The sequence below is a fragment of the Bradyrhizobium sp. MI1.7 genome, from assembly GCF_055811795.1.
Genome location: NZ_JBVVPO010000004.1, coordinates 24,081 through 49,886 on the forward strand (window position 1 = coordinate 24,081; position 25,806 = coordinate 49,886).

Consider the following 25,806-nt stretch of genomic DNA (forward strand, 5'->3'; position numbering starts at 1 on the left):
GTAAGCCCGCAAGGCATAAACGACAAGACCTCAAGCCCCGCGCTTGGGGATGAGAGAGGCCTTCAGCCATGACCCAGCGCTTCGATGTGATCCTCAAAGGCGGCACCGTCGTCAACCAGGACGGCGAGGGTGTTCGCGATATCGGCATCACCAACGGCCGCATCGCGGAGCTGGGCCCGCTCTCGCAGGCCTCCGCCGCTGAGGTGATCGACTGCAAGGGCCTCCACATCCTGCCGGGCGTGATGGACACCCAGGTGCATTTCCGCGAGCCCGGGCTGGAGCAGAAGGAAGACCTCGAGACAGGGTCGCGCAGCGCCGTGATGGGCGGCGTCACCGCCGTGTTCGAGATGCCGAACACGGCGCCGTTGACCGTGACGGAGGCTACCTTCACCGACAAGGTGAAGCGTGCCCATCATCGCATGCACTGCGATTTCGCCTTCTTCATCGGCGGCACCCGCGAGAACGTGCAGGATCTGCCGGTGCTGGAGCGCGCGCCCGGCTGTGCGGGCGTCAAGGTGTTCATCGGCTCGTCGACCGGCGCGCTGCTGGTGGAGGACGACGAGAGCCTGCGCCGCATCTTCCAGGTGATCCGCCGCCGCGCCGCCTTCCACGCCGAAGACGAATACCGCCTCAACGACCGCAAGTCGCTGCGCATCGAGGGCGATCCGCGTTCGCATCCGGTCTGGCGCGACGAGACCGCGGCGCTGATGGCGACGCAGCGATTGGTCAAGCTCGCGCACGAGACCGGCAAGCGCATCCACGTGCTGCACATATCGACCAAGGAAGAGATCGAGTTCCTGCGCGACCACAAGGACGTCGCTTCCTGCGAGGCGACGCCGCATCATCTGACGTTGGTCGCACCCGAATGCTACGAGCGGCTCGGCACGCTGGCGCAGATGAACCCGCCGGTGCGCGGGGCCGATCACCGCGCCGGCATCTGGCGCGGCATCGAGCAGGGCATCATCGACGTGCTCGGCTCCGACCATGCCCCGCATACGCTGGAAGAGAAGTCGAAGACCTATCCGGCCTCGCCCTCCGGCATGACCGGCGTGCAAACGCTGGTGCCGCTCATGCTCGACCACGTCAACGCCGGCCGCCTGTCGCTGGCGCGCTTCGTCGACCTCACCAGCGCCGGCCCCGCGCGTCTCTACAACATGGCCTGCAAGGGCCGCATTGCCGCAGGCTACGACGCCGATTTCACGATCGTAGATCTCAAGCGCAGCGAGACCATCACCAACAAATGGGTGGCGTCCAAAGCCGGCTGGACGCCTTATGACGGCGTCCGCGTCACCGGCTGGCCCGTCGGCACCTTCATCCGCGGCCGCCGCGTGATGTGGCAGGGCGAACTGGTGACGGCCTCGCAGGGCGAGCCGGTGCGGTTTCTGGAGACGCTGAAGCAGTAGAGGGCGGCCCGCTTCTCGCTCCGCTGTCATGCCCCGCGGAGGCGGGGCATCCAGTACGCCGCGGCTTCTCGGTTCGATCACCGCCGCCTCTGGAATACTGGATTGCCCGCCTTCGCGGGCAATGACAGAGTGCCAGGAAGCGTAGACTCAAATTGGGAGAGAGCAATGTCCCAACCGACGCCCCTCATCACCACTGTGCAACTCGCCGCGATTCTCGGCGATCCCAACCTCCGCCTCTACGACTGCACGACCTATAACGAGCCGGTGCCGCCCGGTAGCGATGTGCCCTATCGCGCGGTGCCCGGCGACAAGACGTTCGCGGCCGGCCACATCCCCGGCGCGGATTTCCTCGACCTGCAAGGCGAGTTCTCCGACACCTCCGCGCAACAGCTCTTCATGATGGCTGGCGTGCCCCAGCTAGAGGCCGCCTTCGGTCGCCACGGCGCTGACGCATCCAAGACCATCGTGCTCTACAGCATCGGCACCATGATGTGGTCGACGCGGTTCTGGTGGATGCTGCGCTCGCTCGGCGTCGATGCGCGCGTGCTCGACGGCGGTTTTGACAAATGGAAGGACGAGGGGCGGCCGGTCGAGACGGGCGCGCCGAAGGGCTATCCCGCCACGACCTTCAAGGCCGCGTCGCACGCGGGCTTCTTCGTCGACAAGACCACCGTGAAGGCGCGGATCTGCGATCCCTCGACCGTGATCGTCAACGCGCTCGGGCCGCAATTTCATCAGGGCCTCGAGCCGAGCCGCTACGGCCGGCCCGGCCGCGTGCCCGGCAGCGTCAACGTGCCCGCGGCCACGCTTGCCAAGGCCGACAAGACACTGACGACGCTTGCCGACGCCGAAGCGAAGTTCGCGGCCCAGGGCGTTACGCGCGACAAGAATGTGATCTGCTATTGCGGCGGCGGCATCTCGGCGACGATCGACCTGCTCATGCTGACACAGCTCGGCTACGACAAGCTGACGCTGTACGATGCCTCCATGGGCGAATGGGCGAGGGATCCGGCACTGCCGATCGAGACGGATTAGCTCTTACCCTCCCCTGAAGGGGGAGGGTCGCTTCACGTCGAGCGAAGCGAGAGGTGAAGCGGGGTGGGGTGATCTCTCCACTCGGGCACCGCCTCAAAGGTATAGACTGTCACCCCACCCCGCTCGCGCTGCGCGCGATCGACCCTCCCCCTCCAGGGGAGGGTAAGAAAGTCGGGAACCTTTATCGCTGGCCTGCATCCAATGTCCGGAACGAATGGAAACAGGTGACCACCATGCAGCGGACCGCAGCCGGCCTGTCCGCCGGCGCTAGAGCATCGGAAGCCGAACTGGTCGATCGCGCGCGGGGCCGTGACGAGGCCGCGTTGCGCGAGATCATGCAGGCCAACAACCGCAGGCTCTACCGTCTAGCGCGCGGTATCCTGCGCAGCGACAGCGAAGCCGAGGACGTGGTGCAGGAAACCTATGTCCGGGCCTTTACCCATCTGGACGACTTTCGCGGCGAGTCCGGGCTGTCGACCTGGCTGTCGCGCATTGCCATCAACGAGGCGCTTGGCCGGGCGCGAAGCCGCAAGCCGCATGTCGAGCTCAGCGCGCTGCCGGAAGGGGCGCTCGACGCGCAGATCATAAAATTTCCCGTTTCTCCCGCAGGCGATCCGGAAAGGACCATGGCCCAACGTGAAATCCAGCGCGTCGTCGAACGCGCAATCGACGAACTGCCGGATGTGTTCCGCATGGTCTTCGTCGCGCGCGTCATGGAGGGGATGAACATCGAGGAGACCGCCGATCTGCTCGGCGTCAAGCCCGAGACCGTGAAGACGCGGCTGCACCGTGCGCGCACCATGTTGCGCGAGAACGTCGAGAAGGAGATCGGTCCGGTTATGATGGATGCGTTCCCGTTTGCCGGGTGGCGCTGCGAGCGGCTGACCGTATCGGTGCTGAAGCGGCTCGGCAGCGGCGGCTGAAGTTTTTCGGGAACGTTTGCGCGAAAATCCCATCCAATGCCTGTGAAGCAACGCCGGCAAACCCTCCGGCAGCACAGGAGTTTCAAACATGTTCACCCGATGGAGCGCGGCGATCGCCGCGGCAATTCTGTTGTCGAGCCCGGCGCTACTGCAAGGCGCGAGCGCAGCCGACAAGCCCACCGATCCGCAGATCGCTCACATCGCCTACACCGCGGGCGTGATCGACATCAACGCGGCCAAGCAGGCGCAGAAAAAGGCCAAGAACAAGGACGTCAAGGCGTTTGCCGAGGACATGCTGCGCGACCACGAGGCGGTCAACAAGCAGGCGCTGGCGCTGGTCAAGAAGCTGAACGTTACGCCTGAAGACAACGATACCAGCAAGACGCTGTCGAAGCAGGCGAGCGACAAGCTGGCTGAGCTCGACAAGCTGAGCGGCGCGGCCTTCGACAAGGCCTATGTCGCGAACGAGGTCGCCTACCACAAGGCGGTCAACGGCGCGCTGGAAACCCAGCTCATCCCGTCCGCCGGCAATGCCGAGCTCAAGAGCCTGTTGCAGACCGGCCTGAAGATTTTTCAGGGCCACCAGCAGCACGCCGAGCATGTCGCGGCCGAGCTGAAATAGGGGGTGTGGGATGAAGCCGCGACACCTCGCTTCGATCGCGCTTGCGGTCGTCTTGCTGTCGATCGTCGTCCCGGCGCGCGCCGCGACCATGCAGATCATAATGGACAATCTCGTGGTTTCACCGGCCGAAACGTCCGCGAAGGTCGGCGATACCATCGAATGGATCAACAAGGACGTGTTCGCGCACACCGCCACGGCGAAGAGCGGCGATTTCGACGTGATGCTGCCACCGAAGAAGTCGGCAACGTTTGTTCTGAAGAAGGCGGGAATTGTCGACTATTACTGCCGCTATCATCCCAACATGAAAGCGACGCTCAAGGTCGCGCCGTGAGGGAGGAGGGAGTGCATTCCCGATCGTAGTGGGAATATCTCCCGGTCATCGCGAGACTAATGCTTGTCTGGGGGAGGCGGCTTCCGTGCGATAAACGCGGCAGACTTCGCGAACCTGTTCGCCAGATCCCGTTCGCCAAGTCATTCATCCGTAGACTGGCCCCGCCCGTGTGGCGGGGTCATTTTTCGCAAGAAGCTTACTGCCTTGCGAGAGTGACCGAGAATTCGCCGTTGCGGATGCGGCCCGGAAAGCCCTCGACGAATTTCGCCACCGCATCCTCGCCGTAGGTACCGACGAGCTCGGCGAATGCCGCAAACAGGCTCGCCTGCGCCAGGCAGTCGCCGTCGACGCCATCATGGCGCGCTTCGGCCCAGGCCTCGTTGAGATAGCTCAGCGCGGCCTGTTTCTGCTCGTGATCGGGCAGCGGCGCGCGGGCGGGGGCGTAGGACACTGAATGGCTCATGAAACTCGATCAGGGCTGGGGCGCGATCCACGGCGATGCGCTGTACGAAAGGTGTAGCACGCGTATTAACGCCCGCTAGGCCACATCTTTAGGAACGGTTAACGGCTGTGAACAAAGTCGATGACAGGGTTCCAGATGCGCGTTCGACAGCCAAACCCTCATGTGAGGAGGCGCGTTAGCGCCGTCTCGAACCATAGAGGCCGTGCTGCGGCAGCGGGGCCTTGCATCCTTCGAGACGCGCGCGAAGAGCGCGCTCCTCAGGATGAGGAGATGCGCTCAGTTCGCGTAACGCGCCGTGAGATCGCGCGAGATCTTCGAGCCTTCCTCGATATAGCGGCGGATCGCCACCGTCGCGGCCGGCGTGCAGCTCCGATAGGTCTGCTGGAAGCCGTTATAGCCGCGGTTGAAGCCGGCGATCATACGGGTGCGGCGCTCGCCCGAGGGGGTTTCGGCATCGATCAGCGCCTGCATCTCGCTGCGCCATTTGTTGCCCTCGTTGGACCCGCAGATGCCGCGCAGATAGTGCAGGCCGCCCAAAATCTCCGCCAGCCGCTGCAAATCGGCGTCAAACGGCGCCGCCACGTCCTGGGCCCTTGTGGGCACGGAGGCGCAGGCGAGAATCAGGGCAAAAATGGCCAGAAATCGCGTGGACATCGGCGGGGTGTATGCCCCCTCGGAGCGGAGGACGCAAGACGGGGCGGTCAGGGCCCGATCAGCCCGGCGGCCGACAGGATGACCTCCTCCAGCCCCCCGGTCAGCTTGAGGTCGCCGAGGCTCGCCAGGGCGTCGGGGGCGATCCAGCGGTAATCGTCGAGCTCGTCGTTGAGAGCCGGCTCCTTGGCCACCCAGCGGGCGGCAAAGGACATGATCAGGTAATGGCCGGCGCCGGCTGCGGCCGGCAACACCTCGCGCCAGCCGGCGAGGCCAATGATCTCGATGGCGAGCCCGGTCTCCTCGTCGACCTCGCGCGCCAGCGCCTGGTGCAGCGATTCGCCGAACTCGACCCGGCCGCCGGGCAGCGAATAGAACCCCTTGGCGGGCGAGCGGGCGCGGCGGGTCAGAAGTACCTTGCCGTCGCGGAAGATGGCGGCGCTGACCGCGATCTGGGGGTGGGTGGGCTGGATGACCGCAGACATATCTTCAACAACCCTTCAACAGCCCTTGGCTCAATTCGCCATGATGGTGTCGACGTCGGCTTCCGCGCCGCCATTGATGATGCCGCCGCAGGCCGCGATCAGCGGCTTGACCCAGAGCGTGGCCTGCTCGGCGAGGCGGACGCGGGTCGTGTCCTTCTCGACCTCGCGCATGGCCGAGCCGACCGCTGTCAGGATCGAGGTCATGGTATCAGTGATGTGGTCGAACTGGGCGCGCACATTCGGATCGGCCTTCTCATAGGCTTCGATGGCCAGATCCCGTGCCTTGAAATTCGACGCGGTGAAATGCTCGGCATAGGACAGCGGCGACCAGGTCAAAAAATCTTCGGCGCATTCCGGCATGTCCGGGACCATTTCCAGCAGCATCACGGCTTCATTGAAATGGTTGAGATAGTCGGTGGCAAGCCCGGTTCGCGGGTTGATGTTGGCCACGCGCAGCCGCTCGGCCCAGGCGGCGGCCTCGGGGCCCGTCTGTACATGCGTCCGCGCGGGTTGGGAGGCCGTTGAGCTCATCTGCCGCAGTGTTAACGTTCGGGGTTAAAAGGACCTGAACGGACCCTATATAGGCCCCCAAGGATGTGTGGACGCTTCGTCATAACTTCGGCCCCCGCGGCTTTACGGCAACTGTTCGGCTACATCGAGCAGCCGAATTTCCCGTCACGGTACAACGTCGCGCCGACACAACCGATTCCGGTCGTGCTGCTCGAGAATGGCGCGCGCCATTTCCGCTTGATGCGCTGGGGATTGTTGCCGAGCTGGGTCAAGGATCCCAAGGGATTTACGCTCCTGATCAACGCGCGCTCCGAGACGGTGCTGGAAAAGCCCGCCTTCAAGAACGCGATTCGGAGGCGCCGCGGCCTGATCCCGGCCGACGGCTATTATGAATGGAAGGCGGAGGGTGGCCGCAAGCAGCCCTTCTTCATCCACCGCGCCGATAGCGAGCCGCTCGGCTTTGCTGCGGTATTCGAGACCTGGGTCGGGCCGAACGGTGAGGAGCTCGACACCGTCGCGATCGTCACGGCGGCGGCGGGCGAGGATCTCGCCGCGCTGCATGACCGCGTGCCCGTCACCATCAGCCCGCGCGATTTCGAGCGCTGGCTCGACAGCCGCGGCGACGATGTCGATGCCGTGTTGCCGCTGATGTCCACCCCGCGCATCGGTGAATTCGCCTGGCACCCGGTCTCCACCCGCGTCAACCGCGTCGCCAATGACGACGATCAGCTCGTGTTGCCGATCAGCGCGGAGGAGATGGAGGCGGAAGCTGAGGCGGCGAAACCGAAGAAGGCGGCCCGGAAGGTCGCTGCTAGCTCGTCAGATGACGGGCAGGGGTCGTTGTTTTAGGCGGCGGTGCCGTAGGGTGGGCAAAGCGAAGCGTGCCCACCATCGTGTTTCAAGCAAGTGGGTAGACGGTGGGCACGGCGCGTTGCGCCTTTGCCCACCCTACGCAATCTACACGATCTCTTTTGCCCTGAGCGCCGCGATCTCCGCTGCATCGAACCCCAGCTCGCCCAGCACCGCATCCGTATCCGCACCCAATTCCGGCGCCATCCGGTCCAGCCGGCCGCCGCCATGGCCGAGCTTGAAGCCGCTGCCGGCAAAGCGCAGGCGGCCGTAGGGCGTATCCAGCTCCTGGATCGCGCCGCGCGCCTTGATTTGCGGATGATCGATGACCTCCTCGACCTTCCAGATGCTGGCGCAGGGCGCGCCGGCATCTTCCAGGATTGTCTCCCACTCGCGCGCAGGCCTGGCCGCCAGCGCCTCCTCGATGATGGCGCGCAATGCGCCCTCGTTCTCGTTGCGCGCGAACCAGTCGGCGAAGCGCGGGTCTGACAGCGTGTCCTCGCGGCCGAGCGCGGACATCAGCGCGCGGTACTGCTTCTCGTTGTTGACGGCGAGCAGGATGTGGCCGTCGCCGCATCTGAACAGATTTGCCGTGGTCCGACGGCTGACGGCCTGGTTGCCCGACAGCTGCTGGCGATGGCCGGCGACCGACCAGTCCGCGATCTGCCCCGAGAGAAACGCCATCGTCGCCTCAAGCATCGAGACGTCAATCAGCTGTCCCTTGCCGGTACGGTCGCGCTGGTACAGCGCGCTCGACACGCCGAACGCGGCCGTCGCGCCCGACAGCACGTCGCACACCGCAAAACCCGCGCGCGTTGGCCCCGTCTCGGGATGTCCCGTGATCGCCATGATGCCCGACAGCGCCTGCATCTTGCCGTCATAGCCGGGCCTCAGGCGGTCCGGGCCGGTCTGGCCGAAGCCGGACACGGCGCAATAGATCAGCTTTGGATTGATCGCGGAGAGTGCCTCGTAGCCGATGCCGAGCTTGTCCATCACGCCCGGGCGAAAGTTCTCCATGACGACGTCGACTTGCGCCACGAGCTTCTTCACGATCGCGATCGCGTCGGGCTTTTGCAAATCGAGCGTCAGGCTGCGCTTGTTGCCGTTGATGGCCTGGAACGCCGGCGCGAGTCCGCGCTCGGCCCATTCGCGGCTGAGCGGTGTGCGGCGCATGTCCTCGCCCTCGCGCCGTTCGACCTTGATCACGTCGGCCCCCAGAAGCGCGAGCTGGTAGCTCGCATAGGGGCCGGCCAGCACCTGCGTGAAGTCCAGGATCTTCACGCCCTCGAACGGTCGCGTCACGTCGCTCTCCCCTTAGTTTGTTGTTGTCGGAGGACGTCAGGCGGCGCGGTTGCCGCGCGCGATCTCCTTCTGCTTGTCGAATTCGGCGCGGCGGCGCGCCAGCTCTTCAGGCGAGAGCTGTGCGACGTTGTTGTAGTCGAGCTTCCAGGAGGCGTCCTCGCTCCAGCGCAGCGGCGACTGCATCGTGGTTTGCGGACCGCTCGCGCTTTCCAGCAGCGTCAGCGCGAGCTCCAGCGTCTGTGCCTGCGAGGCGACGTCGTGTGGCTTGCCGGCGGAATTGCCGAGCGGGAAATCCGAGAACAAGAAGCGCGGCACGGCGGCATGCTCGATGATGTCCTTGGCGCAGCCCATCACCACGGTCGGAATGCCGTTGGCCTCGAGATGCCGCGCCACCAGTGCGGTGGTCTGGTGGCAGACCGGGCAGTTCGGCACCAGCACGGCGACATCGACCTTGTCAGCGAGGCAGCGCGCCAGGATTTCCGGCGCGTCGGTGTCGAGCGTGACGCGATGGCTCCGGTTGGTCGGCGCGCCGAAGAAACGCTGGCTCACCTCGCCGATGCGGCCTACGGCAGATGCCTTCAAGAGCTGCGGCAGCGGAAACCAGGTGCCGTTGTCGGTCGCCGTGGTGTGCTTGCGGTCGTAGCCGATGTGCGAGATGCGCAGATCGTGCTGCTTCGAGGTGTCGCCGTCATAGACCTGGTAGAATTTCGCCCCGCCATTATACGCCGCGCCCGGCCCCTGGTCGCCCTTGGTGGGATCGTAAGGCGCGGCCGTGGTGATGATCGTCACGCGCGATTTTGCCAACGGTTTCTTCAGCGGCTGGAACGGCGCCTGCGTGTAATGCGCCCAGCGATACGGCGTGGTGTAGCCGATCGCGGTGTAATATTCGCGCGTGCGCTGCATATAGGGGACGGGGGAGTCGTAGTCGGGCGCAAAGCCGAATTCGTCGTCGCGCGAAGCGGACATGGGGCGCGTCTCCTGGTTCTTGGTTCGCGCCAGACTAGAGATAGTTTTGGTGTTGCTCAACCGGGGCGGGGCGGCGCAGGGCAGAATTGCAGGCTTAGTGGAGCCGATTGCGCTGTCTTCCCCTCTCCCCTTGCGGGAGAGGGTGGCTCGCCGCGGGGCGGCGAGACGGGTGAGGGGTATCTCTCCGCGAGTCCGCTCTTTCTGAATTTGCGGACGCGTACCCCTCATCCGGCGCTTCGCGCCACCTTCTCCCACAGGGGGAGAAGGAAGAAAGCGTAACTCACCTGAAAATATGCAGCGCCGCGTACTGCAGCAGCATGATCGCCTTGGCGTCGATGATGCGGCCGTCCGCGATCATTGCCAAGGCCTCGTCGATCGAGAGCTCCAGCACCTCGATGTCCTCGCCTTCGTGCTCGAGGCCGCCGCCGTCGCTGACCCGCATCTCCGGCTCGTATTCGGCGACGAAGAAATGCAGCTTCTCGGTGATGGCGCCGGGGCTCATGAAGGCCTCGAACACTTTGTGGACGTGGTGCAGGCGATAGCCGGTCTCCTCCTCGGCCTCGGCGCGGATGCGCACCTCGGGGGAGGCATCGTCCAGCACGCCGGCGGCCGCTTCGATCAGGAGATCGTCGTAGCCGCGGATAAAGGCCGGCAGGCGGAACTGGCGTACCAGGATCACCGTACGCCGTGCGCGATTATACGGCAGCACGGCGGCGGCGTTGTCGCGCTCATAGGTTTCCCGGTGCTGCGTCTGCCACTCGCCATTGGCGCGCCGGTACTCGAACGTCGTGGTCTTCAGCGTGGTCCAGCCGTCCGAGAGCACGCGGACGTCCTTGATGCGGACGCGGTCGGATACGGTCATTGCTGTTTTCCGGCTACGTTGTGGAAGCGCGGCCGTCGAGCCACTTCTGGAACATCACCGAGGTCGATTCCTCGAAACCCAGCGACTGGTAGAACGCATTGGCTTGCGCGTTCTCGCGGCGGACCAGCAGCTGCAGCTTCAAAATGCCGGCCTGGCGCAGCCAGTCCTCGGCCGCGGCCATGATGACGCGGCCATAACCGCGTTTGCGCCCATCGGGATCGACCGCGACGTAATAGACCCAGCCGCGATGGCCGTCATGGCCGACCATGGCGGTGGCGACGATCGTGCCGCCATCGCGGCCGATCAGAACGGTCGAATTGTCGCGCCGCCGCGCCAGCGCGATGTCGGCATGCGGATCGTTCCAGGGGCGCGTCAGGCCGCAGCGTTGCCACAGCGCGACGACGGGCTCGACATCGGCATCATCGATCGCATCGATCGTAAGGGAGACGCTCACAGCACCTTCCCCGGATTCATGATGCCCTGCGGATCCAGCATCGCCTTGATCGCGCGCATCAGCTCGATCGCGGTCTTGTCCTTCACCTCGGGCAGTTCGTCGCGCTTGAGCACGCCGATGCCGTGCTCGGCCGAGATCGAGCCGCCCATGCGCAGCACGATCTCGAACACGACCGCATTCATCTCATGCCAGCGCGCCAGATAGTCCGCGGTGTTGGCGCCGATGGGCTCGCTGACATTGTAATGCAGATTGCCGTCGCCGAGATGGCCGAACGGCACCGGCCGTGCGCCGGGGATCAGTTTCACGACGGCGGCATTGGCTTCGTCGATGAAGGCGGGCACGGCGGCGACCGGCACGGAGATGTCATGCTTGATCGAGCCGCCCTCCGGCTTCTGCGCCGACGACATTTCCTCGCGCAGCTTCCAGAAGCCGTTGCGCTGGGTGAGGTTGGCCGCGATCACGGCGTCGTCGACGATCTCGTCTTCCATGGCGCGCGTCAGGATCGTCTCCAGCGGCGTGCGGGCATCATCGCCGGGCGAGGACAATTCCATCAGCACGTACCAGGGATGTTTTGCTTCGAGCGGATCGCGCACGTCGATGCCGTGGCGGACCGAGAAGTCGACCGCCATCTCCGACAGCAACTCGAAGCTCGTCAGCGCGTTCGCAGCTTCGCCTTGCGCGATGGTCAGCAGCTTCAGCGCCGCCGCCGGCGATTTTAGCCCGACGAACGCGGTCTCGACCGCCCGCGGCTTCGGAAACAGCTTGAGCGTGGCCGCGGTGATGATGCCGAGCGTGCCTTCCGCGCCGATGAAGAGGTTGTGCAGATTGTAGCCGGTGTTGTCCTTCTTCAGCTTCGACAACACGTTGAGCACGCGACCGTCGGCGAGCACCACCTCGAGCCCCAGCGCCATCTCGCGCGCCACGCCATAGGCGAGCGCGGCGGTGCCGCCGGCATTGGTCGAGAGATTGCCGCCGATGGTGCAGCTTCCTTCGGCGCCGAGCGAGAGTGGAAACAGCCGGTCCACGTCGGCCGCCTTCTGCTGCGCGACCTGGAGCACGACGCCGGCCTCGCAGGTCATGGTGTTGGAGGCGGTGTCGACCTCGCGGATCTTGTCGAGCCGGCGCAGCGACACCACCACTTCGCCGTTGTGGGGCGTCTGGCCGCCGACGAGCCCGGTGTTGCCGCCCTGCGGCACCAGCGCGATTCCGTGCGCGGAGGCGAGCTTGCAGATCGCCGAGACCTCCGCCGTCGAGCCCGGGCGCAGGACCAGCGGCGAGCGGCCGTGAAACAGGTTGCGCTCCTCGGTAACGTAGGCCTCGATGTCGGCCGCGTCGGTGATGGCATGTCGGTCGCCGACGATCTTGCGGAATTGTTCGATCAGCTCTGGCGCAAGCGGCGGGGTGGCAGATTTATTGACGTTCATGCTCTTGTCTCTTCTTCGCTCTTATCTCTTGCGCATGATCTTATCGGAAAACCGCTGCATACTTTTCCGGATCATGCGCTATCGGGCGACCGCGGCCCGGCGCAGCCGGTCGTTGATGGCCTCGCCAAGTCCTTCTTCCGGCACCGCCATCACCGCGATCGCTCGCGGGCTCGTCGCATCGAGGGCGCGAAGATAGCCGAACAGATTGGTGGCGGCTTCATCGAGATCAGCCGCGGGCGACAAATTCATGACAGCGGCGGCGGCCTCCAGGCCCGGCAGGCGATCGGGGCCGAACGCGAGCAGCGCTTCGCCCGCGGCCACATCACGCGCATTGAGCCGCACGCTGGCGCGCGGCGCGTAGTGCGAGGCCAGCATGCCCGGCGCCAGCGGCTGGCTGTCGTCGCTCTCGGCCTCTACAGGCGGCCGCGCCAGCGGCGCGCCGAGCACGGCCTCGATCCGCTCGCGCGACAGCCCGCCGGGGCGCAGCAGCATCGGGGCGTCGAAACAGCCGACGATGGTCGATTCGACGCCGACCGTAACAGGTCCGCCGTCGACGATCAGGTCGATCCGCCCGGCAAGGTCGCTTTCGACATGGGCTGCCAGTGTCGGCGAGACATGGCCGGAGATGTTGGCCGACGGCGCCACCACGGCCCCGCCGAAGGCGCGCAGGATCGCCTCCGCCACCGGATGGGCGGGAATGCGGATCGCGACCGTGTCGAGCCCGGCGGTGGCCAACTCGGCCACCGGACAGTCGTCCGTTTTCGGGACCACGAGCGTCAGGGGCCCCGGCCAGAACGCTTCCGCAAGCCTCAACGCACGCGCGTCGAACCGCCCGATCCGGCGCGCGGCGGCGAGATCGGCGACATGGGCGATCAGCGGGTTGAAGGCCGGCCGCCCCTTGGCGGCGTAAAGATGGGCGATCGCGGTGGCATTGGCGGCGTCCGCCCCGAGCCCGTAGACCGTCTCGGTCGGAAACGCGACCAGCCCGCCGGCGGCCAAAATCCGGGCGGCAGCTTCCGCGCCGGCCGCGCCGGCCGGTAAAATCAGCGTTTCAAGACCCGTTTTCACAGGGACAAAATTCCTCATGCCGGCCGCTTGCGGTGCGTCAAACCCGACGCTATAAGCCGCCTTCTTGTCGGAGTGTGGCTCAGCCCGGTAGAGCACTGCGTTCGGGACGCAGGGGTCGCAGGTTCGAATCCTGCCACTCCGACCATTCTTCCAAAAGTCGACGTTTTCCAGAGGCTTGGCGGACCGGCCGCCAGCGCCTCGGGAGTGCCTTTTTGCAACGATTTTCGGGGCGGGTCCACGGCCGATTTGGTTGGGCAGGGGCATCTGCCGCGGCGGCATGGCTCTACATTCGCCGGCCGATGGTCCGATGCTGGACAGTAGGTCAGTAGACTACCGCCGCGCCACCAGCACGCCCACCAGGAACGCCACCATCAGTGCCGGCAGTGGCGCCTCGCGCACCATGCCGCGAACGATGTCCGGCCAGTGCTGCTCCGGGACGAGGCTTGGAGACCTGACTTCAGCCATCGGTGTCATGCCCCAGTCCGAGGCAAGTTCGGCGATCTCGCTCGAGGCCAAACGCACGTCGTCGCGGACACGGAAGATGGCGGCGTCGGATCGCTCGCGCGGCGCCAGCGCCATCAGCGTCGCGACAGCAGTGCGCAACGTCATCTCACCAAAACCTTGCAGCCTCACCGACTCCTCGGGATCGGATGTCATGCAAAATCCCTCACAGCGCGAAGTGGTGCGCGATGGTGAATGCTGCCGTCGCGCACAGGACCAGCGTGGACACCGCGCCGGCCACCCCGCGCGCGAGATGGGCTCGCGTCAGGTGCCTGGTCATGATTCTGCTCCATGCTCAGCATGGCAATGGCGTCGAGGAAGGTTGGTTCCTTGCGCGTCGCTCGAATCGCCCGAAGCTCTACTTCCGCAAGAGCTCGCTCAAGGCCGCCGTCGCCTCGGCGCAGCGGATGTCGTCGATCTCGCGCGACAGGCTCAGCGCGCTGGATCTCAGTTCTTCGAGCCTCCAGTTCGCCGGATGCTGGCTTTCGAGCTGACCGAGACGCTTGTTCAGGTCATCCAGTCTCGATTGGAGCTGCCCGATGCTGGCGGCCCCATTCACTTTCCAAACGCGCTGTGCACGCATCGTAGTTCCCCTGCTAGTCTCACGGCGTTGTGAGCGGGGTTCGTGGCTGGAATGGGAGTTTCTTTTGTCCGGCTTCAGACGGCGGGGAACCGTTGCAAAAGGGCAACGCGGGTTCCTGCGCGTTGACCGGCGCGGACAGGGCTATCGCCCATCGCCCGCGCCCTTCTGTAGATGCCGTCGCGGTGCCTGGTCGGGCCCGGCACGATCCGCGTCAGGCGGCGCTCGGCCACTCGGTTGATCGCTTTTCGATGCGGCTTTCCAGGATCGCGATGCTCACCTGGAGATTGTCGCGCCGGGCTCTCAGGTTCTGCGCGAGCATCGGGTAGGCGAGATTGTTTGGATCGGAGATTCCGGCCCTCCGCTCTTCCTCCTGAATGTCGGCGTCGAGCATTTGCGTGCGCCAACGCAGATCGGAGATCAGGACGTGGAGCTGTGTCGGGATGGTCGCTTCGAAACGGGACGTCGATTGCATGGGATCGCCTCACTATGAAACAGACCCACTGCGGGTCTGAGGGATTGGCGGGCGAGCAGCAAGGAGAGTGCCAGCGCGTCGGCTGAGGGCGAAGGCCTGCCGGGCGGCCGAAGCGGTGACACTCTCCCCTTCGTCATTCCGGGGCGATGTGCAGCATTGAGCCCGGAATCCATCGGGCCGCAGTTGCGCGGCGACATGGGATCTCAGATGCGCAATTGCGCATCATAGCTCGCCGCTTCGCCGCGCTCCGGAATGACGGTGGCATGCCCGGGTGTTTCGCTTTGCTGTCAACCCAATCGCGCCAAATATTCCACTTTACCGAATTTCGGAAATGGCGTATGTGTAGCCCATCCCGGCTCATTCGGCTCGTAATGTTTGGCTGGCTATTCCCGAACGAAAATGTGGGACTTAACCTTCCATTCGCCGTTGGACTGGTGTTCGTAAAGCTTAACGGTGCTTCCGGACAGCTTGGTCGTTTCCTCGCCTTTGACCAAGGAAGCTTTGAAGCGGGAGGTCACGTATGCGTAGTTCCCCATTGGCAAAACCTCAACAAGTTCAAGCTTGTGATTTCTGACGCTCGTTCCCCTTTTGGCAAAGAAGTCGCGTATCGCAGTCGCACCCGAAACGGGCGGTGCGCCGGGCGGGATTAGACTGGCATCGGTGGCATACATTGGCAGCAAGGCATCGAAATTTGGATCGTTGATCGCTGCATCCCATTGCGCATTGAGTTTCGTCATGTCCTCATTGAGCGGGTCCGCCCGCGCATGGCCGATAGTGACGAACAACAGCACCAGCAGCAGCGATAAGCTTTTGCTCATGACTTTGCCCTCTTTGATCTGATCGTGTCCGCCAGTCGGGCGCGCCTATGCGACGCGCACGCTGGTGATCTGTGAATGGCTGGTTCTGAAGATCGCGCCTGCCAATGGCACCAAGGCTGCAATTTGAAGAGAAGCGGAGAGTTCGGCGTTTCTCCGTTTTGTGGGCAGCAGCTTCCGGCAAGCAAAGAGCGTGACGGTGCGGGGAGGCTACACGGTTCTCGGAATAATGCCTACGGTTGTTTTGGGTCAGAAAGCCAGCGAATGTCGGCCCCGAACGCGGCATCGTCGATGGCTCGCACCGTGTCGTGGTGATGACGTGATGCCCGCAATGGCTGGCGGCGACCGTCGAAGGATGGGCGGTCCCTCCGCAATCGGTCGTCAGGGTTCTTCAGAGGGCAAAAAGAAACGCGGGGACCGCGCCACCGCACCTATTGAGAATATCTGGTGCGAGAAAATGCGTGGTTGCAGTTGCAGGGGACGCCGGAACGTTCGCTATGCGCCGATAGCGAGCAGCGAGCGCTTTGCAGCGAAATGACGCGATGGGCCCAAAGGCGACACTCAAGAAAAGCCGCCAAGCGAGGCGGACTTAGACCGGCGTCTCCCGGCGGACTGGCGGTAAGAGTGCCAACGCAATGTAGGGGAGTGGATAAAGCAATCCGCCCCAGATGTAACCAGGCGGCCCTAGAGCGTCCCCTCTGTTCGGCATAGTTCGCAGTATAGTGCCCGCACGCAGAGATGAGGCTGAGATAAAGGATTGCAGCAACAATTAACGGAAACATGGGCCGGCTCCGATCACTGCTACGAATAAACATAAGGGATTTGGGTCACGGGGCAATACACGCCCTCGTCAACGAATGAGTTCAAGACCGCATGGCAAGGTCCGGTTAGGCGCAATCGCGCCCAAGGTCGACCAGCAGCAAATCTGGATATGGTCCGCTCTGCCGCCGGAAGCGAAAGTGAGCTATCCCGCTGCGATGCAGCAGGAATGACGCTGATGACCGAAACCGTCGCGCCCGTCGCCAAGCCTGTTCCTCGACCGCGATCCAGAAGCGCCGAGACCGTCAGCGCGTCGGCGCTGGCGCAGCACCTCGATTGCAGCCGGACCTACATCGGCAAGCTCGAAGCCGAAGGCGTAATCCAGCGGCAAGGTGACGGCTTCCCGCTCGATCAGAGCCGCGTCGCTTATCTGCGATACCTGCGGCGCGAGCGGCGGCAATCGTCGCGCAGTGAAGCCGATGCTGCGCACGGCGCGGCAATGACAGCGTGTTTTCGAGAACGCTGCAATCTCCTCATGCTGTTGCCGAAAGGCAACTGATTTATTGTTTCTTCGTTGAACTGTTCCATTTTGCGTTTACGCCGCAACAAACAGTTTTAGATTTGCGGTCTCCGGGCTGGGGCGTGTTTTACGACAGCGAATTTTCGAACCCGGAGGCTTTTCGAAATGATTTTGGAATTCCTCGCAATTTTTTCTCTCGTTCAGTTCGCCAACATAATTTCGCGACTGATCGGTCAGCGGAATGACGTACTCTCCTACGTTTCAAGATCAGGTCCTCACCGGTAAGTGTGGCTAAAGCGGCATTGCTGGCACCGTTTTGATGGCATCTATCCTGCACGGTGCGCGACGTAGCGATCTTGCGGCCCGGCGCGCCATCGAGCATGTGTGTTCGAGGTGCGCACAGAGATTGCCAAGGTCTAACAGGAGATGGCCGACAAGTGAGGTGAGCCGCCACTGGATGACGACACATGATGACCGCCGCTCAAGTCGCGACACAGGTCCTACGTCGCCTCCGTTGTGCCGGCGTGCCGGCACGCCATCCACCGCAATCTGTAGCGGCGTGCTAGTCCATCGTAGGCCGGGCGGAGTTGTTTGCTATTTCTGCTCCCCGCGATACTCTGACAATCGGCTGGGGGCCTTAGAATGTTCGATGTGTATCTTAACACCAGGCGAGATCTGTTGGTTGTGCGAAATGGTTTGCCAATTCCGCTTCCCGACGCGTCAGGCAGATGGCATAAGAAGAAAAAAGTAGCGAGCGTCAGTGAGAACATTAAGCTCGCCGTTCAGCGACAAGGCTACTACCTGCGCAAGCTAACGGACTTTAAAAAGCGTTAGCCCGCGAACCGCATGTGCAACCTCTACAGCATCGCGACGAACCAAGCTGCGTCGCCGCACTGTTTCGCGTCGCCAACCGATACGTCGGCAACCTCGCACCGATGCCCGGCGTGTTTCCCGACTATCCTGCGCCGGTCGTCCGCAACACAGACGCAGGATGGTGTTGATGCGGTGGGGCATGCCGCCGCCACTTCGCACAGGCGTGCTGCCAGTCACGCCCCGCTGACCCCGGCCGTCGGGCAAAACACCGGGTCATTCCGATCTGCGCCGGTGTCAAGTTGCGCTTGCAAGAATATTCCACTTTACCGAAATTCGGAATTGGCGTATGTGTCGCCCATCCCGGCTCACCAAGAGGGGCGATCTTGTGTCGTCACTGTCGCGAGTCGGGCTTGCGGTGGACGCGACAGCGTCGGGCGCGAGAGGTCAAGGGCAGGGCGGATTGCTCTCCGTGAGCCCAAAACTTCGTGCCGGATGAGCGGCGCTGTCAGGTTCGTCTCGTCTGTAAGTTTCCGGCTCCGTCGACAGGGCTGGAAAAACTGCGGCGAAATGGCGGGCCGTGCGTACGGCAAAACCGTGTGGTCCTGGCCGTCGTTGCTACGGTCAAGTGCTTTGCGAATGCGGCAGTCGCGTCAACCGGCGCGGTGCTGGTGACTTTCGCAGGCGTGAGGGAGGCCAGAAGGAATTCGGCTCCCGGGAGAGCACGGCATAAGCCGTCCAACCATCGCGCAGGGAAGGCCGAGTGATTGGCACCACCTGCTGCTGTGCGGTTTCCCTGCGCACCATCTTCGCGCAGCGGACCGCGGGTGCGAGGTCAGCACCCGGCCTTCCCTGCGCCCTCTTGGCTTCGAGGGTGGAGTGACCAGGCAAAACTCGGGCGAAACATGCCGCGAGGATGCGAAGGCGTGTCTGCGACCAGGCACTCGCTGTCGTCGCCCGGCTTGACCGGGCGATCCAGTATTCCAGAGACGGCTGTGATTGAGCCGAGAGGCCGCGGCGTACAGGATTCCCCCGCTTGCCGCCTACGCTAAAGCTTCGGCGGCCCTGGACCTCAGCCCCGGCGAAGCCTTGGCGTAGCCGGGTCGCGGGGAACGACAGGGGTACTTGGAGGACGACGCCGATGCCCCTTGCTCCGTCATTGCGGGCGCAGCGAAGCAATCCAGAGCCTTTCCGCGGAGGGATTCTGGATTGCTTCCGCCTTCGCTGAAGCTTCGGCGGACAAGTCGCTACGCTCGCAATGACGATGCGGAGAGAGCGTGCCTTCCATCCACCCCCCATTCACAACTCCGTGCCTTGATTCGGGAACAATCATTCCCTATTATCCCGCAATGCAAAAAGCCGCGCGCCGTCCCCAGCCTGCTGCCCGTCCACCCGGCCGTCCCCGGGAATTCGACATGGACACCGCGCTCGACCGCGCCGTACGCGTATTTTGCGAGCGGGGCTATCATGCCACCTCGATCGGCGACCTGACAGCCGCGATGCGGCTTGCCACCGGCAGTGTCTACAAGGCGTTTCGCGACAAGCAGGCCGTGTTCCTGGCCGCTTTCGAGCGCTATGCCGCGGTGCGCCGGGAGCAGACCCGCAGCGCGGCGGCGCGCGGCGCCAACGGTCGCGAGCGACTGCGCCATATGTTGCTGTCCTATGTCGAGCACTCCCAGGGGATCGAGGGCCGTCGCGGCTGCATCGTGGTCGGCGGCGCGGTCGAGCTCGCCGCGCTCGATCCGGACGTCCGTGCCCGCGTCAACGCCCAGCTCGAGACCAACGAGGCCTTCATCGCCGGCCTCATTCGCGAGGGCCAGGCCGATGGCTCGATTCCCGCCCATGTTGCGACCGACGACACCGCGCGGCTGATGATCTGCATCACGCAGGGAATGCGCGTCGTCGGCAAGGCGCGCCTGCCGCTCGACGGCGAGCGCCTGGTCGGCGTCGCGATGAAACTGCTCGACTGAATTTGTGTCATATTAGGGAATGATCATTCCCGATATCTGGAGTCTGTTGGAATGACGATGAATGCCACGATCGAGACCGCACCCGGGCCGGATGCGGTGTCGCAGCGACTGACCTTCGTGCTTGCCGCGGCCTGCGGCATGGTCGCCGCCAACATCTACTACGCCCAGCCGCTGATCGCCCCGATCAGCGCCGCGCTCGGCCTCTCGCATGCGGCGGCCGGGCTGATCGTCACCATGACGCAGATCGGCTACGGCGTGGGGCTTCTCTTCATCGTGCCGCTCGGCGACCTCGTCGAGAACCGCGCGCTGATCTGCTCTGTCATCACGCTCGGCGCCGCGGCGCTTCTGGCCGCCGCGTTCGCCACCCACGCGCTGCCGTTCCTGATCGCCGCGCTGTTCATCGGCCTCGGCTCGGTCGCCGTGCAGATCATCATTCCCTACGCTGCACACCTTGCGCCGGAAGCCATTCGCGGCCGCGTCGTCGGCAATGTCTCGACCGGATTGATGCTGGGCATCATGCTGGCGCGGCCGGTGTCGAGCTTTGTCACGGCAGCGCTGTCATGGCACGCGGTGTTCTTCATGTCCGCCGCGCTGATGATCGTGCTCGCGGCGGTGTTGTGGACGACGTTGCCCAAGCGCAAGCCGGTCGCGCGCATGCATTACGGCACGCTGCTGCTGTCGATGCCGCATCTGGCGCGGACCACGCCGCTGCTCCGGCGCCGCGCGCTCTATCAGGCGAGCCTGTTCGGTGCCTTCACCCTGTTCTGGACGGTGGCGCCACTCCAGCTCGCCAGTGAATTCGGCTTCTCCCAGCGCGGCATCGCGCTGTTCGCGCTCGCCGGCGTCGCCGGCGTGTTCGCCGCGCCAATCGCGGGACGGCTCGCCGATCGCGGCCATAGCCGCATCGCGACGCTGGTCGCCATGCTGCTCGCGGCCGCCGGCTTCCTGGTGACCTATGTCGGTGCGGCCGGCTCGACGCTGAATCTCGCCTGCCTGGTCGTGGCCGCGATCGCTATCGATATCGGTGTCCAGGGGAACGTCGTGCTGGGCTTCCGCGCCATCTTCGCGCTCGGGCATGAGCACCGCAGCCGTCTCAACGGCCTCTATATGGCGACGTTCTTCGCCGCCGGCGCTGCCGGCTCTGCGGTTGGCGCCTGGGCCTTCGCGCAAGGCGGCTGGACGCTGGCGTCGGCCATTGGCCTTGCTCTGCCCGTCGCGGGCCTGCTCTATGCGGCGACAGAGTAGCGGTACGATCGTGCCCGCGGCCGTTTACCAAGCCCTGGATACGCAGCCCGGCACCGTGCGATTTCCGTCTCGCGGTTTCCCTGCGGCTGTAGTACTTTGGTCGCAAGCGAGCCCGGTTAACGGGCGGCAGGGGGAGGCTGATGAGGCGTGCGGGACTGGTTGGCGTACCGCGGGTACGGCCATGGTCGTGGCAGGCGTTTCTGCTCGGATTTATCGTCGTCGCCGTGTCGGCCGCGCTTCAAGGCGTCTGCGTCGCACTCGGCGCCAAGCTCTATTTCGCGGCGTTCCTGCCTAGCCTGTTCGTGCTCGGAATCGTCGCGGGCGCGCCGGCGGCGGTGTTCGCCGCGCTGCTCACCGTTCCGCTGGTGTGGTGGGCGTTCATCCCGCCGTTCTTCCAGTTCATGCCGCTCTCCAGCGCGGGCGCGGATTCCATCAACCTGTTCTGCCTGCTCGCGGTGCTCTTGATCGGCCTTGCCGATCTCTGCCGCGAGATGATGGCAATGATCAGCCGCGGCGGGCTGAAGCCCTCGGGCGAGAGCACGGCAACGAATTCGCAATAAATCCGCCTCGTGCGGAAGGGGCGCGTTGCGCCGGCGCAACAGTCCGGCAACCATCCGCGAGCTTGGTGCGCGCCGCTAACTTTTCGAAAAAGATTTGGCCGCAATTTCTCCCCCGGGAATGACGAGGGAGTTTTTGAACATGAACGGTCACGCCATCTTTGAGAACGTGCGCCGCTATCGCGGCATCGCATCGCTCTATCGCCAGACCGCTGCATTCCGCCCGGGCCAGAGCTGGTCGCTTCTGGAGCAGGCGAGCGAGTGGGAAGCGCGGGCGCTGTCGGAGCTGGAAGCCTATTTCGCCGCGCGCGCGGATTACGCCGCCGTCCAGCGCGCTGCCTGATCGTTAACCATGACAGGTATTCGTATCGATGACGAACGGCGCGAACGACACGCGATGGGACGCAGACGTTCGCGCCATAGCCGTCAGAACCGGTAGCTCGCCTGGACCCTCACGGTGCGGCCCTGGCCGGGCGAGATGTTTTTGTTGCCGTCGGCGGACGCCCAATAGCCGCGGTTGAAGATGTTCTCGACCGTGAGCTGCGCTCGCCAGTTGGCATCGATCGTGGCGTAGACGCCGGCATCGAAGCGCACGAAGCTCGGCAGTCTCACCGTGTCATCCGACGATGCAAAGGAATCGCCGAAATAGATGATGCCGAGCGCGGCCGCCCACATCGGCGTGAACTGGTACTTGTTCCACCAGGCGAACTGATTGTACGGCACCAGCTGCACGCGATTGCCCGGCACCACGGTCGCCGACGTCGCGCTGGTGATCTTCGCATCGGTATAGGCATAACCGAGCGTGGACTGCCATTGCTCGGTGACGTAGCCGACGAGGCTCGCCTCGAAGCCGCGCGTCAGCGTGCTGCCGGAGGGCAGGAAGAAGCCGGGATTGTTGCCGTCCGCGATCGGCTGGTTGGTGCGGTTGAGGTTGTAGATCGCGGTCGAGAACAGCAGCCTCGGATTGATGTTCCACTTCATGCCGACCTCGGTGTTCTCGAACTTCTGCGGCTGGAGGATCAGCGTGCCGTCGTTGAGCGAGGAGAACTGGTCGCCGGACGCGGGCAAATAGGAGATGCTGTAGGCGGTGTAGACCGACATCGTCTCCATCGGCTTGAGGAGGACGGCCGCTTGCGGCGACACCAGATTGTCGGTGCGGTTGCGGTTGAGGTTGGTGTTCATGTCCAGCGCCGACATCTCGAGGCGGTCGAACCGCGTGCCCACGATGAGCTGGAGCGCGCGTGAGAATTCGATGGTGTCGCGCAGGTAACCGGACTCGACGTTGAGCGCATATTTACTGTTCGAATCCGGTGTCGTGACGCCATCGGTGTTGGTGCCGGTGAAGTGGTGGACGAAGGTGACCGGTCCGAAATAGGTCGGAGCGAACGGGTTCTGCACGATGGTGTTGGTGCCGTTCGGGAAGACGCCGGTGTTGCGGATGTCGACACCGGTCTGGCGGCCGAACTCGGTGCCGAAGCCCACCGTGTGCGCGATCGGCCCAGTCCAGCCCTTGTAGGTGAAGTCGGTCTGGTTGAAGACGTTGTCGCGGTTGGTCGTGTGCTGATAGGCGCCAAGGTTGACCGCGGTGTCGGCTGCGTTGACGGCACCGGCGAGCGGCCCGCCGGTGGGATAGACGTTCTGGTAGAACTTCTGGTAGTCGGCCGCCATCGTGCCGTTGCGCACCGACAGTCCGTTCTGGAAGTCGTGCTCGATGATCGCCATGCCGGTCTGCACGGTCGCCTGCGCGGTGTTGAGGCTGGGGCTGCCGAAGAAGGTCTGAAGATTGCCGTTCGGCGCGAACGGTGTCGTCGGATTGAATCGCGTGACGCCGCCGGGAAGGCCCTGCGAGGGATTGCCGCGATCGGCGGTGCGGCCGTCGTGGTAATATTCGTAGGACAGCTTGATCTTGGTGAAGTCGTCGGGCTTCAGCGTGACGGTCGGGTTGATGCCGTAGCGCTCGAGATGATTGAAGTCGCGGAAGGCATCGCTGCCCTCGTAGAACACGTTCAGCCGTGCCGCCACGTTGTCGTTGACGGCTTGGCCCGCGTCGAGCGTGACGCGCCGGTCGCCCCACGAGCCCGTTTGCCCCGTCGCCTGGTAGATGCGGGTGCCATCGGCCTCCTTGAGGGTGCGGTTGAGCACGCCGCCGCCGGCGCCGCGGCCGAAGGTCAGGGCGCTCGGGCCCTTCAGCACCTCGATGCTTTGCGCGTTGTACAGGTCGCGGAAATATTGCACGTCGTCACGAAAGCCGTTGACGAAGAAGTTGGCGCTGGAATCGACGCCGCGGATGACGAGCTCGTCGCGATTGCCTTCGCCCTGGTGGACGGCGACGCTCGGGACGTAGCGCGTGACATCGGTCAAGCCCTGATAATTCTGGTCGCGGATTTGCTGCTGGGTGATGACGGAAAGCGATTGCGGGATGTTGACGATGGGCGTGTTCGACTTGGTGGCGACGGAGGTGCTGTTGGCGAAATAGCCGACGGTGCCGGTGCGCGCGTCCTGCGATGGCAGGAAGGGTTGTGGCGCGGCGGTCGTCCCCGGCCGCCGTGCCGTTTGCGTCCGGCGGCTCCGCGTGCCGCTCGACCGGCGTGCGGCCGAAGCGGGATTGGTACGGCGCTGTGCGTCCGGCGCGGTCACGGTGACGGATGGAATCGTCACGCCTTGCGCGGGCGTGGATTGCGCAAAGGCCTGCGGACTGGCGAAGAACGCAGCTGACGTCATCAGCGCGGTCAACACGCCTCCGATACCCGAAAAATTGCGCTTGGACATGTAGCTTGCGGCAGACAAAAGCTCTCCCGCGGCGGCGATGTGGCTCATCGCGCCCTCCCCGACTCTTTCAAAACTCGCCCGGATTCCCCATTGCACGGCCGGATGCGGGGCAAGGCGCATCCGTGCACGCGAAGTCACTGTGTGCATGAACAAAGTGACCGCGCGGCCATTCCGCGCAGGATGATTTGAATCGTTCGAAACTTGTCGGGTTCCAGGCGATCACATGTTTCGGCGCACCGGCAGGATCCGTGGCGACTACGGAGTTATCTCGGCGCCCGCGTGTGCTAGCAACACGCCGATCGAGATCTCCTACGTCGGCCGGGCCAAGCGATGACCACCTTCAACCGCATCTTCACGACGGAGCGTCTGCTCCAGATCATCGTCGTTCTGGCCGCGACGATCGCGATGAAGCTGATGGGGTGAGTATCGGCAGGCTATTGCCCGCCGAACTCGGGCACGTCGGGCAAATAGTTCGAGCCCTCGGAGCCCAGGAAATCGAACATCGCCTGCGCCGGTGGCAGCAGCACCTTGTCGCTGCGGCGGATCACGTACCATTGCCGGACGATCGGAAGGCCCGCGACATCGAGCACGATGAGACGACCTTCGGCGAGCTCATGCGCCACCGTGTGGGCCGAGATGAAGGCGATGCCGAGCCCGGCGATGACGGCCTGCTTGATGGTCTCGTTGCTGCTCATCTCCATGCCGATGATCGGCTCGAGATCCGATCTCTGGAACATGCCTTCCATCAGCGTGCGCGTCCCTGATCCCGGCTCGCGGGTGAGGAAGGTCTCGTGCACGAGGTCGGTCAGGTTGAGGCCGGAATCCTTCCCCAGCCAGTGCCCCTTGCGCGCGACGATGATGTGCGGATTGCGCCCGAGCTGACGCACGTCGACGCTGACGTCGGCCGGTGGCCGACCCATCACGGCGAAATCGAGATCGTAGCCGTGCATGGCCTCGCGGATCTCCTCGCGATTGCCGATCGTGAGCTTGATCTCGATCTTCGGATGCCGCTTCGAGAACGCCGCGATCGCATGCGGCACGAAGTATTTCGCGGTCGAGACCGCGCCGAGATGCACCGTGCCGCCGGTCCGTCCAGCGAGCAGATCGAGCGCGCCCTGGCAGTCCATGATCGCGGCCTCGACGCGTTCGGCGAGCGTCAGCACCTCCTTGCCTGCCTCCGTCAGCAGCATGCCGTCGCCGGTCCGCTGCACCAGCGGCAGGCCGGCGAGGTCCTGGAGCTGCCGGAGCTGCTGGGTGACGGCTGGCTGGGTCAGGCCGAGCTGGCTCGAGGCCGCAGTGACGCTGCCCTTCGCCGAGAGCGCCGCAAGCGAGCGCAGCTGCCGGATCGTCAGATGCCGGAGCTGGGCCGCTGCGTGGCCGGGGCCATTATAAGAAAATTCTTTGGCACTCATTATGAATAGAAATTTTCCTTATTAAGCCGCCCCTGTCAATCTCCT

At 64.4% G+C, this 25,806-nt stretch carries 27 protein-coding genes, 1 tRNA gene and 1 pseudogene; 14 read left to right on the plus strand and 15 right to left on the minus strand.

The annotated features are described in order from the left end of the window. The first annotated feature begins 68 nt into the window (after positions 1-68). The 5 genes from AC0L3X_RS06010 (at position 69) to AC0L3X_RS06030 (ending at position 4,314) form a co-directional block, all read left to right on the plus strand. A complete protein-coding gene (locus AC0L3X_RS06010; protein WP_063985088.1) occupies positions 69-1,403 on the plus strand; it encodes a dihydroorotase in 1,335 nt (444 codons plus the stop codon). Positions 1,404-1,568: 165 nt separating this feature from the next. After that, positions 1,569-2,438, plus strand: a complete 870-nt coding sequence (locus AC0L3X_RS06015; RefSeq protein ID WP_063985087.1) for a sulfurtransferase — start codon at positions 1,569-1,571, stop codon at positions 2,436-2,438. Between the two features lie 233 nt (positions 2,439-2,671). Next, complete coding sequence (locus tag AC0L3X_RS06020) at positions 2,672-3,361, plus strand: RNA polymerase sigma factor (protein ID WP_063985086.1); 690 nt, start codon at positions 2,672-2,674, stop codon at positions 3,359-3,361. 88 nt (positions 3,362-3,449) lie between these two features. Next, positions 3,450-3,983: a DUF4142 domain-containing protein gene (locus AC0L3X_RS06025; RefSeq protein WP_063985085.1), complete on the plus strand. Its 534-nt coding sequence runs from the start codon at positions 3,450-3,452 to the stop codon at positions 3,981-3,983. Between the two features lie 10 nt (positions 3,984-3,993). After that, positions 3,994-4,314 carry a cupredoxin domain-containing protein gene (locus tag AC0L3X_RS06030; RefSeq protein ID WP_063985084.1) on the plus strand — a complete coding sequence of 107 codons (321 nt, stop codon included), beginning with the start codon at positions 3,994-3,996 and terminating at the stop codon, positions 4,312-4,314. A gap of 196 nt (positions 4,315-4,510) precedes the next feature. Here AC0L3X_RS06030 and AC0L3X_RS06035 read toward each other — a convergent pair whose 3' ends face one another. The 4 genes from AC0L3X_RS06035 to AC0L3X_RS06050 form a co-directional block, all read right to left on the minus strand. Next, the gene (locus AC0L3X_RS06035; RefSeq protein ID WP_014497305.1) at positions 4,511-4,777 is read right to left on the minus strand and encodes a hypothetical protein; all 267 of its coding nucleotides are present in this window, start codon (positions 4,775-4,777) and stop codon (positions 4,511-4,513) included. 276 nt (positions 4,778-5,053) lie between these two features. After that, positions 5,054-5,431, minus strand: coding sequence for a TIGR02301 family protein (locus AC0L3X_RS06040; protein ID WP_011085347.1), 378 nt, complete (start codon positions 5,429-5,431; stop codon positions 5,054-5,056). A gap of 47 nt (positions 5,432-5,478) precedes the next feature. Next, a complete protein-coding gene (locus AC0L3X_RS06045) occupies positions 5,479-5,913 on the minus strand; it encodes an NUDIX hydrolase (protein ID WP_063985083.1) in 435 nt (144 codons plus the stop codon). A 30-nt stretch (positions 5,914-5,943) separates the two neighbouring features. Further along, the gene (locus tag AC0L3X_RS06050) at positions 5,944-6,444 is read right to left on the minus strand and encodes a hypothetical protein (protein WP_014497302.1); all 501 of its coding nucleotides are present in this window, start codon (positions 6,442-6,444) and stop codon (positions 5,944-5,946) included. Positions 6,445-6,507: 63 nt separating this feature from the next. On the opposite strand from AC0L3X_RS06050, the gene AC0L3X_RS06055 reads away from it, so the two are divergent. After that, the gene (locus AC0L3X_RS06055; RefSeq protein ID WP_063985082.1) at positions 6,508-7,272 is read left to right on the plus strand and encodes an SOS response-associated peptidase; all 765 of its coding nucleotides are present in this window, start codon (positions 6,508-6,510) and stop codon (positions 7,270-7,272) included. Between the two features lie 108 nt (positions 7,273-7,380). Here AC0L3X_RS06055 and AC0L3X_RS06060 read toward each other — a convergent pair whose 3' ends face one another. The 6 genes from AC0L3X_RS06060 to AC0L3X_RS06085 form a co-directional block, all read right to left on the minus strand. Then, on the minus strand, positions 7,381-8,574 hold the full coding sequence (locus AC0L3X_RS06060) for a CaiB/BaiF CoA transferase family protein (protein ID WP_063985081.1): 1,194 nt from the start codon (positions 8,572-8,574) through the stop codon (positions 7,381-7,383). Between the two features lie 36 nt (positions 8,575-8,610). Next, positions 8,611-9,540, minus strand: a complete 930-nt coding sequence (locus AC0L3X_RS06065) for a glycine reductase (RefSeq protein WP_063985080.1) — start codon at positions 9,538-9,540, stop codon at positions 8,611-8,613. 280 nt (positions 9,541-9,820) lie between these two features. Further along, entirely contained in the window at positions 9,821-10,402 is a 582-nt protein-coding gene (locus AC0L3X_RS06070) for an NUDIX hydrolase (RefSeq protein WP_063985078.1), read from the minus strand. A 13-nt stretch (positions 10,403-10,415) separates the two neighbouring features. After that, complete coding sequence (locus AC0L3X_RS06075) at positions 10,416-10,856, minus strand: GNAT family acetyltransferase (RefSeq protein ID WP_063985077.1); 441 nt, start codon at positions 10,854-10,856, stop codon at positions 10,416-10,418. Continuing rightward, positions 10,853-12,280 carry an FAD-binding oxidoreductase gene (locus AC0L3X_RS06080; protein WP_063985076.1) on the minus strand — a complete coding sequence of 476 codons (1,428 nt, stop codon included), beginning with the start codon at positions 12,278-12,280 and terminating at the stop codon, positions 10,853-10,855. The genes AC0L3X_RS06075 and AC0L3X_RS06080 overlap by 4 nt, the downstream gene beginning before the upstream one ends. 78 nt (positions 12,281-12,358) lie before the next feature. Further along, positions 12,359-13,348: an L-threonylcarbamoyladenylate synthase gene (locus AC0L3X_RS06085; RefSeq protein ID WP_063985075.1), complete on the minus strand. Its 990-nt coding sequence runs from the start codon at positions 13,346-13,348 to the stop codon at positions 12,359-12,361. 68 nt (positions 13,349-13,416) lie between these two features. Between AC0L3X_RS06085 and AC0L3X_RS06090 the strand changes: the two genes are divergently transcribed. Next, positions 13,417-13,493, plus strand: a tRNA-Pro gene (locus tag AC0L3X_RS06090). A gap of 185 nt (positions 13,494-13,678) precedes the next feature. On the opposite strand, the gene AC0L3X_RS06095 is transcribed toward AC0L3X_RS06090, so the two are convergent. After that, complete coding sequence (locus AC0L3X_RS06095; RefSeq protein WP_063984990.1) at positions 13,679-14,005, minus strand: hypothetical protein; 327 nt, start codon at positions 14,003-14,005, stop codon at positions 13,679-13,681. A gap of 122 nt (positions 14,006-14,127) precedes the next feature. On the opposite strand from AC0L3X_RS06095, the gene AC0L3X_RS06100 reads away from it, so the two are divergent. Then, positions 14,128-14,343 carry a hypothetical protein gene (locus tag AC0L3X_RS06100; protein ID WP_063984989.1) on the plus strand — a complete coding sequence of 72 codons (216 nt, stop codon included), beginning with the start codon at positions 14,128-14,130 and terminating at the stop codon, positions 14,341-14,343. Between the two features lie 300 nt (positions 14,344-14,643). Here the strand turns inward: AC0L3X_RS06100 and AC0L3X_RS06105 are convergent, their stop codons facing one another. Together AC0L3X_RS06105 and AC0L3X_RS06110 are read right to left on the minus strand one after the other, a co-directional pair. After that, a complete protein-coding gene (locus tag AC0L3X_RS06105) occupies positions 14,644-14,823 on the minus strand; it encodes a hypothetical protein (protein ID WP_371496182.1) in 180 nt (59 codons plus the stop codon). A gap of 464 nt (positions 14,824-15,287) precedes the next feature. Continuing rightward, positions 15,288-15,722, minus strand: coding sequence for a YybH family protein (locus tag AC0L3X_RS06110; protein ID WP_063984987.1), 435 nt, complete (start codon positions 15,720-15,722; stop codon positions 15,288-15,290). Positions 15,723-16,707: 985 nt separating this feature from the next. Here AC0L3X_RS06110 and AC0L3X_RS06115 point away from each other — a divergent pair. The 6 genes and pseudogenes from AC0L3X_RS06115 to AC0L3X_RS06140 all read left to right on the plus strand — a co-directional run bounded on the left by AC0L3X_RS06115 (position 16,708) and on the right by AC0L3X_RS06140 (position 21,923). Beyond that, positions 16,708-17,037: a helix-turn-helix domain-containing protein gene (locus AC0L3X_RS06115; RefSeq protein ID WP_063984986.1), complete on the plus strand. Its 330-nt coding sequence runs from the start codon at positions 16,708-16,710 to the stop codon at positions 17,035-17,037. A gap of 807 nt (positions 17,038-17,844) precedes the next feature. Further along, positions 17,845-18,049: pseudogene (locus AC0L3X_RS06120) on the plus strand (SOS response-associated peptidase); the annotation flags it as partial. Positions 18,050-19,157: 1,108 nt separating this feature from the next. Beyond that, positions 19,158-19,778 carry a TetR/AcrR family transcriptional regulator gene (locus tag AC0L3X_RS06125; protein WP_063984971.1) on the plus strand — a complete coding sequence of 207 codons (621 nt, stop codon included), beginning with the start codon at positions 19,158-19,160 and terminating at the stop codon, positions 19,776-19,778. 51 nt (positions 19,779-19,829) lie between these two features. After that, a complete protein-coding gene (locus tag AC0L3X_RS06130; RefSeq protein WP_231144373.1) occupies positions 19,830-21,023 on the plus strand; it encodes an MFS transporter in 1,194 nt (397 codons plus the stop codon). Between the two features lie 140 nt (positions 21,024-21,163). Continuing rightward, entirely contained in the window at positions 21,164-21,583 is a 420-nt protein-coding gene (locus AC0L3X_RS06135) for a hypothetical protein (RefSeq protein WP_063984969.1), read from the plus strand. A gap of 139 nt (positions 21,584-21,722) precedes the next feature. Continuing rightward, complete coding sequence (locus AC0L3X_RS06140; RefSeq protein WP_014497279.1) at positions 21,723-21,923, plus strand: hypothetical protein; 201 nt, start codon at positions 21,723-21,725, stop codon at positions 21,921-21,923. Between the two features lie 83 nt (positions 21,924-22,006). Here the strand turns inward: AC0L3X_RS06140 and AC0L3X_RS06145 are convergent, their stop codons facing one another. Together AC0L3X_RS06145 and AC0L3X_RS06150 are read right to left on the minus strand one after the other, a co-directional pair. Then, entirely contained in the window at positions 22,007-24,397 is a 2,391-nt protein-coding gene (locus AC0L3X_RS06145) for a TonB-dependent receptor (RefSeq protein ID WP_473316308.1), read from the minus strand. 386 nt (positions 24,398-24,783) lie between these two features. Further along, complete coding sequence (locus tag AC0L3X_RS06150) at positions 24,784-25,761, minus strand: LysR family transcriptional regulator (RefSeq protein WP_063984967.1); 978 nt, start codon at positions 25,759-25,761, stop codon at positions 24,784-24,786. Positions 25,762-25,806: the final 45 nt, after the last annotated feature.

Coding starts and splice junctions, on each gene's coding strand:
- AC0L3X_RS06100 (WP_063984989.1), top strand. CDS start 14,128: ATGATTCTGCTCCATGCTCAGCATGGCAATGGCGTCGAGGAAGGTTGG.
- AC0L3X_RS06035 (WP_014497305.1), bottom strand. CDS start 4,777: ATGAGCCATTCAGTGTCCTACGCCCCCGCCCGCGCGCCGCTGCCCGAT.
- AC0L3X_RS06045 (WP_063985083.1), bottom strand. CDS start 5,913: ATGTCTGCGGTCATCCAGCCCACCCACCCCCAGATCGCGGTCAGCGCC.
- AC0L3X_RS06095 (WP_063984990.1), bottom strand. CDS start 14,005: ATGACATCCGATCCCGAGGAGTCGGTGAGGCTGCAAGGTTTTGGTGAG.
- AC0L3X_RS06125 (WP_063984971.1), top strand. CDS start 19,158: ATGCAAAAAGCCGCGCGCCGTCCCCAGCCTGCTGCCCGTCCACCCGGC.
- AC0L3X_RS06040 (WP_011085347.1), bottom strand. CDS start 5,431: ATGTCCACGCGATTTCTGGCCATTTTTGCCCTGATTCTCGCCTGCGCC.
- AC0L3X_RS06070 (WP_063985078.1), bottom strand. CDS start 10,402: ATGACCGTATCCGACCGCGTCCGCATCAAGGACGTCCGCGTGCTCTCG.
- AC0L3X_RS06065 (WP_063985080.1), bottom strand. CDS start 9,540: ATGTCCGCTTCGCGCGACGACGAATTCGGCTTTGCGCCCGACTACGAC.
- AC0L3X_RS06055 (WP_063985082.1), top strand. CDS start 6,508: ATGTGTGGACGCTTCGTCATAACTTCGGCCCCCGCGGCTTTACGGCAA.
- AC0L3X_RS06135 (WP_063984969.1), top strand. CDS start 21,164: ATGAGGCGTGCGGGACTGGTTGGCGTACCGCGGGTACGGCCATGGTCG.
- AC0L3X_RS06110 (WP_063984987.1), bottom strand. CDS start 15,722: ATGAGCAAAAGCTTATCGCTGCTGCTGGTGCTGTTGTTCGTCACTATC.
- AC0L3X_RS06140 (WP_014497279.1), top strand. CDS start 21,723: ATGAACGGTCACGCCATCTTTGAGAACGTGCGCCGCTATCGCGGCATC.
- AC0L3X_RS06025 (WP_063985085.1), top strand. CDS start 3,450: ATGTTCACCCGATGGAGCGCGGCGATCGCCGCGGCAATTCTGTTGTCG.
- AC0L3X_RS06020 (WP_063985086.1), top strand. CDS start 2,672: ATGCAGCGGACCGCAGCCGGCCTGTCCGCCGGCGCTAGAGCATCGGAA.
- AC0L3X_RS06080 (WP_063985076.1), bottom strand. CDS start 12,280: ATGAACGTCAATAAATCTGCCACCCCGCCGCTTGCGCCAGAGCTGATC.
- AC0L3X_RS06015 (WP_063985087.1), top strand. CDS start 1,569: ATGTCCCAACCGACGCCCCTCATCACCACTGTGCAACTCGCCGCGATT.
- AC0L3X_RS06145 (WP_473316308.1), bottom strand. CDS start 24,397: ATGAGCCACATCGCCGCCGCGGGAGAGCTTTTGTCTGCCGCAAGCTAC.
- AC0L3X_RS06050 (WP_014497302.1), bottom strand. CDS start 6,444: ATGAGCTCAACGGCCTCCCAACCCGCGCGGACGCATGTACAGACGGGC.
- AC0L3X_RS06105 (WP_371496182.1), bottom strand. CDS start 14,823: ATGCTCGACGCCGACATTCAGGAGGAAGAGCGGAGGGCCGGAATCTCC.
- AC0L3X_RS06115 (WP_063984986.1), top strand. CDS start 16,708: ATGACGCTGATGACCGAAACCGTCGCGCCCGTCGCCAAGCCTGTTCCT.
- AC0L3X_RS06030 (WP_063985084.1), top strand. CDS start 3,994: ATGAAGCCGCGACACCTCGCTTCGATCGCGCTTGCGGTCGTCTTGCTG.
- AC0L3X_RS06150 (WP_063984967.1), bottom strand. CDS start 25,761: ATGAGTGCCAAAGAATTTTCTTATAATGGCCCCGGCCACGCAGCGGCC.
- AC0L3X_RS06130 (WP_231144373.1), top strand. CDS start 19,830: ATGACGATGAATGCCACGATCGAGACCGCACCCGGGCCGGATGCGGTG.
- AC0L3X_RS06010 (WP_063985088.1), top strand. CDS start 69: ATGACCCAGCGCTTCGATGTGATCCTCAAAGGCGGCACCGTCGTCAAC.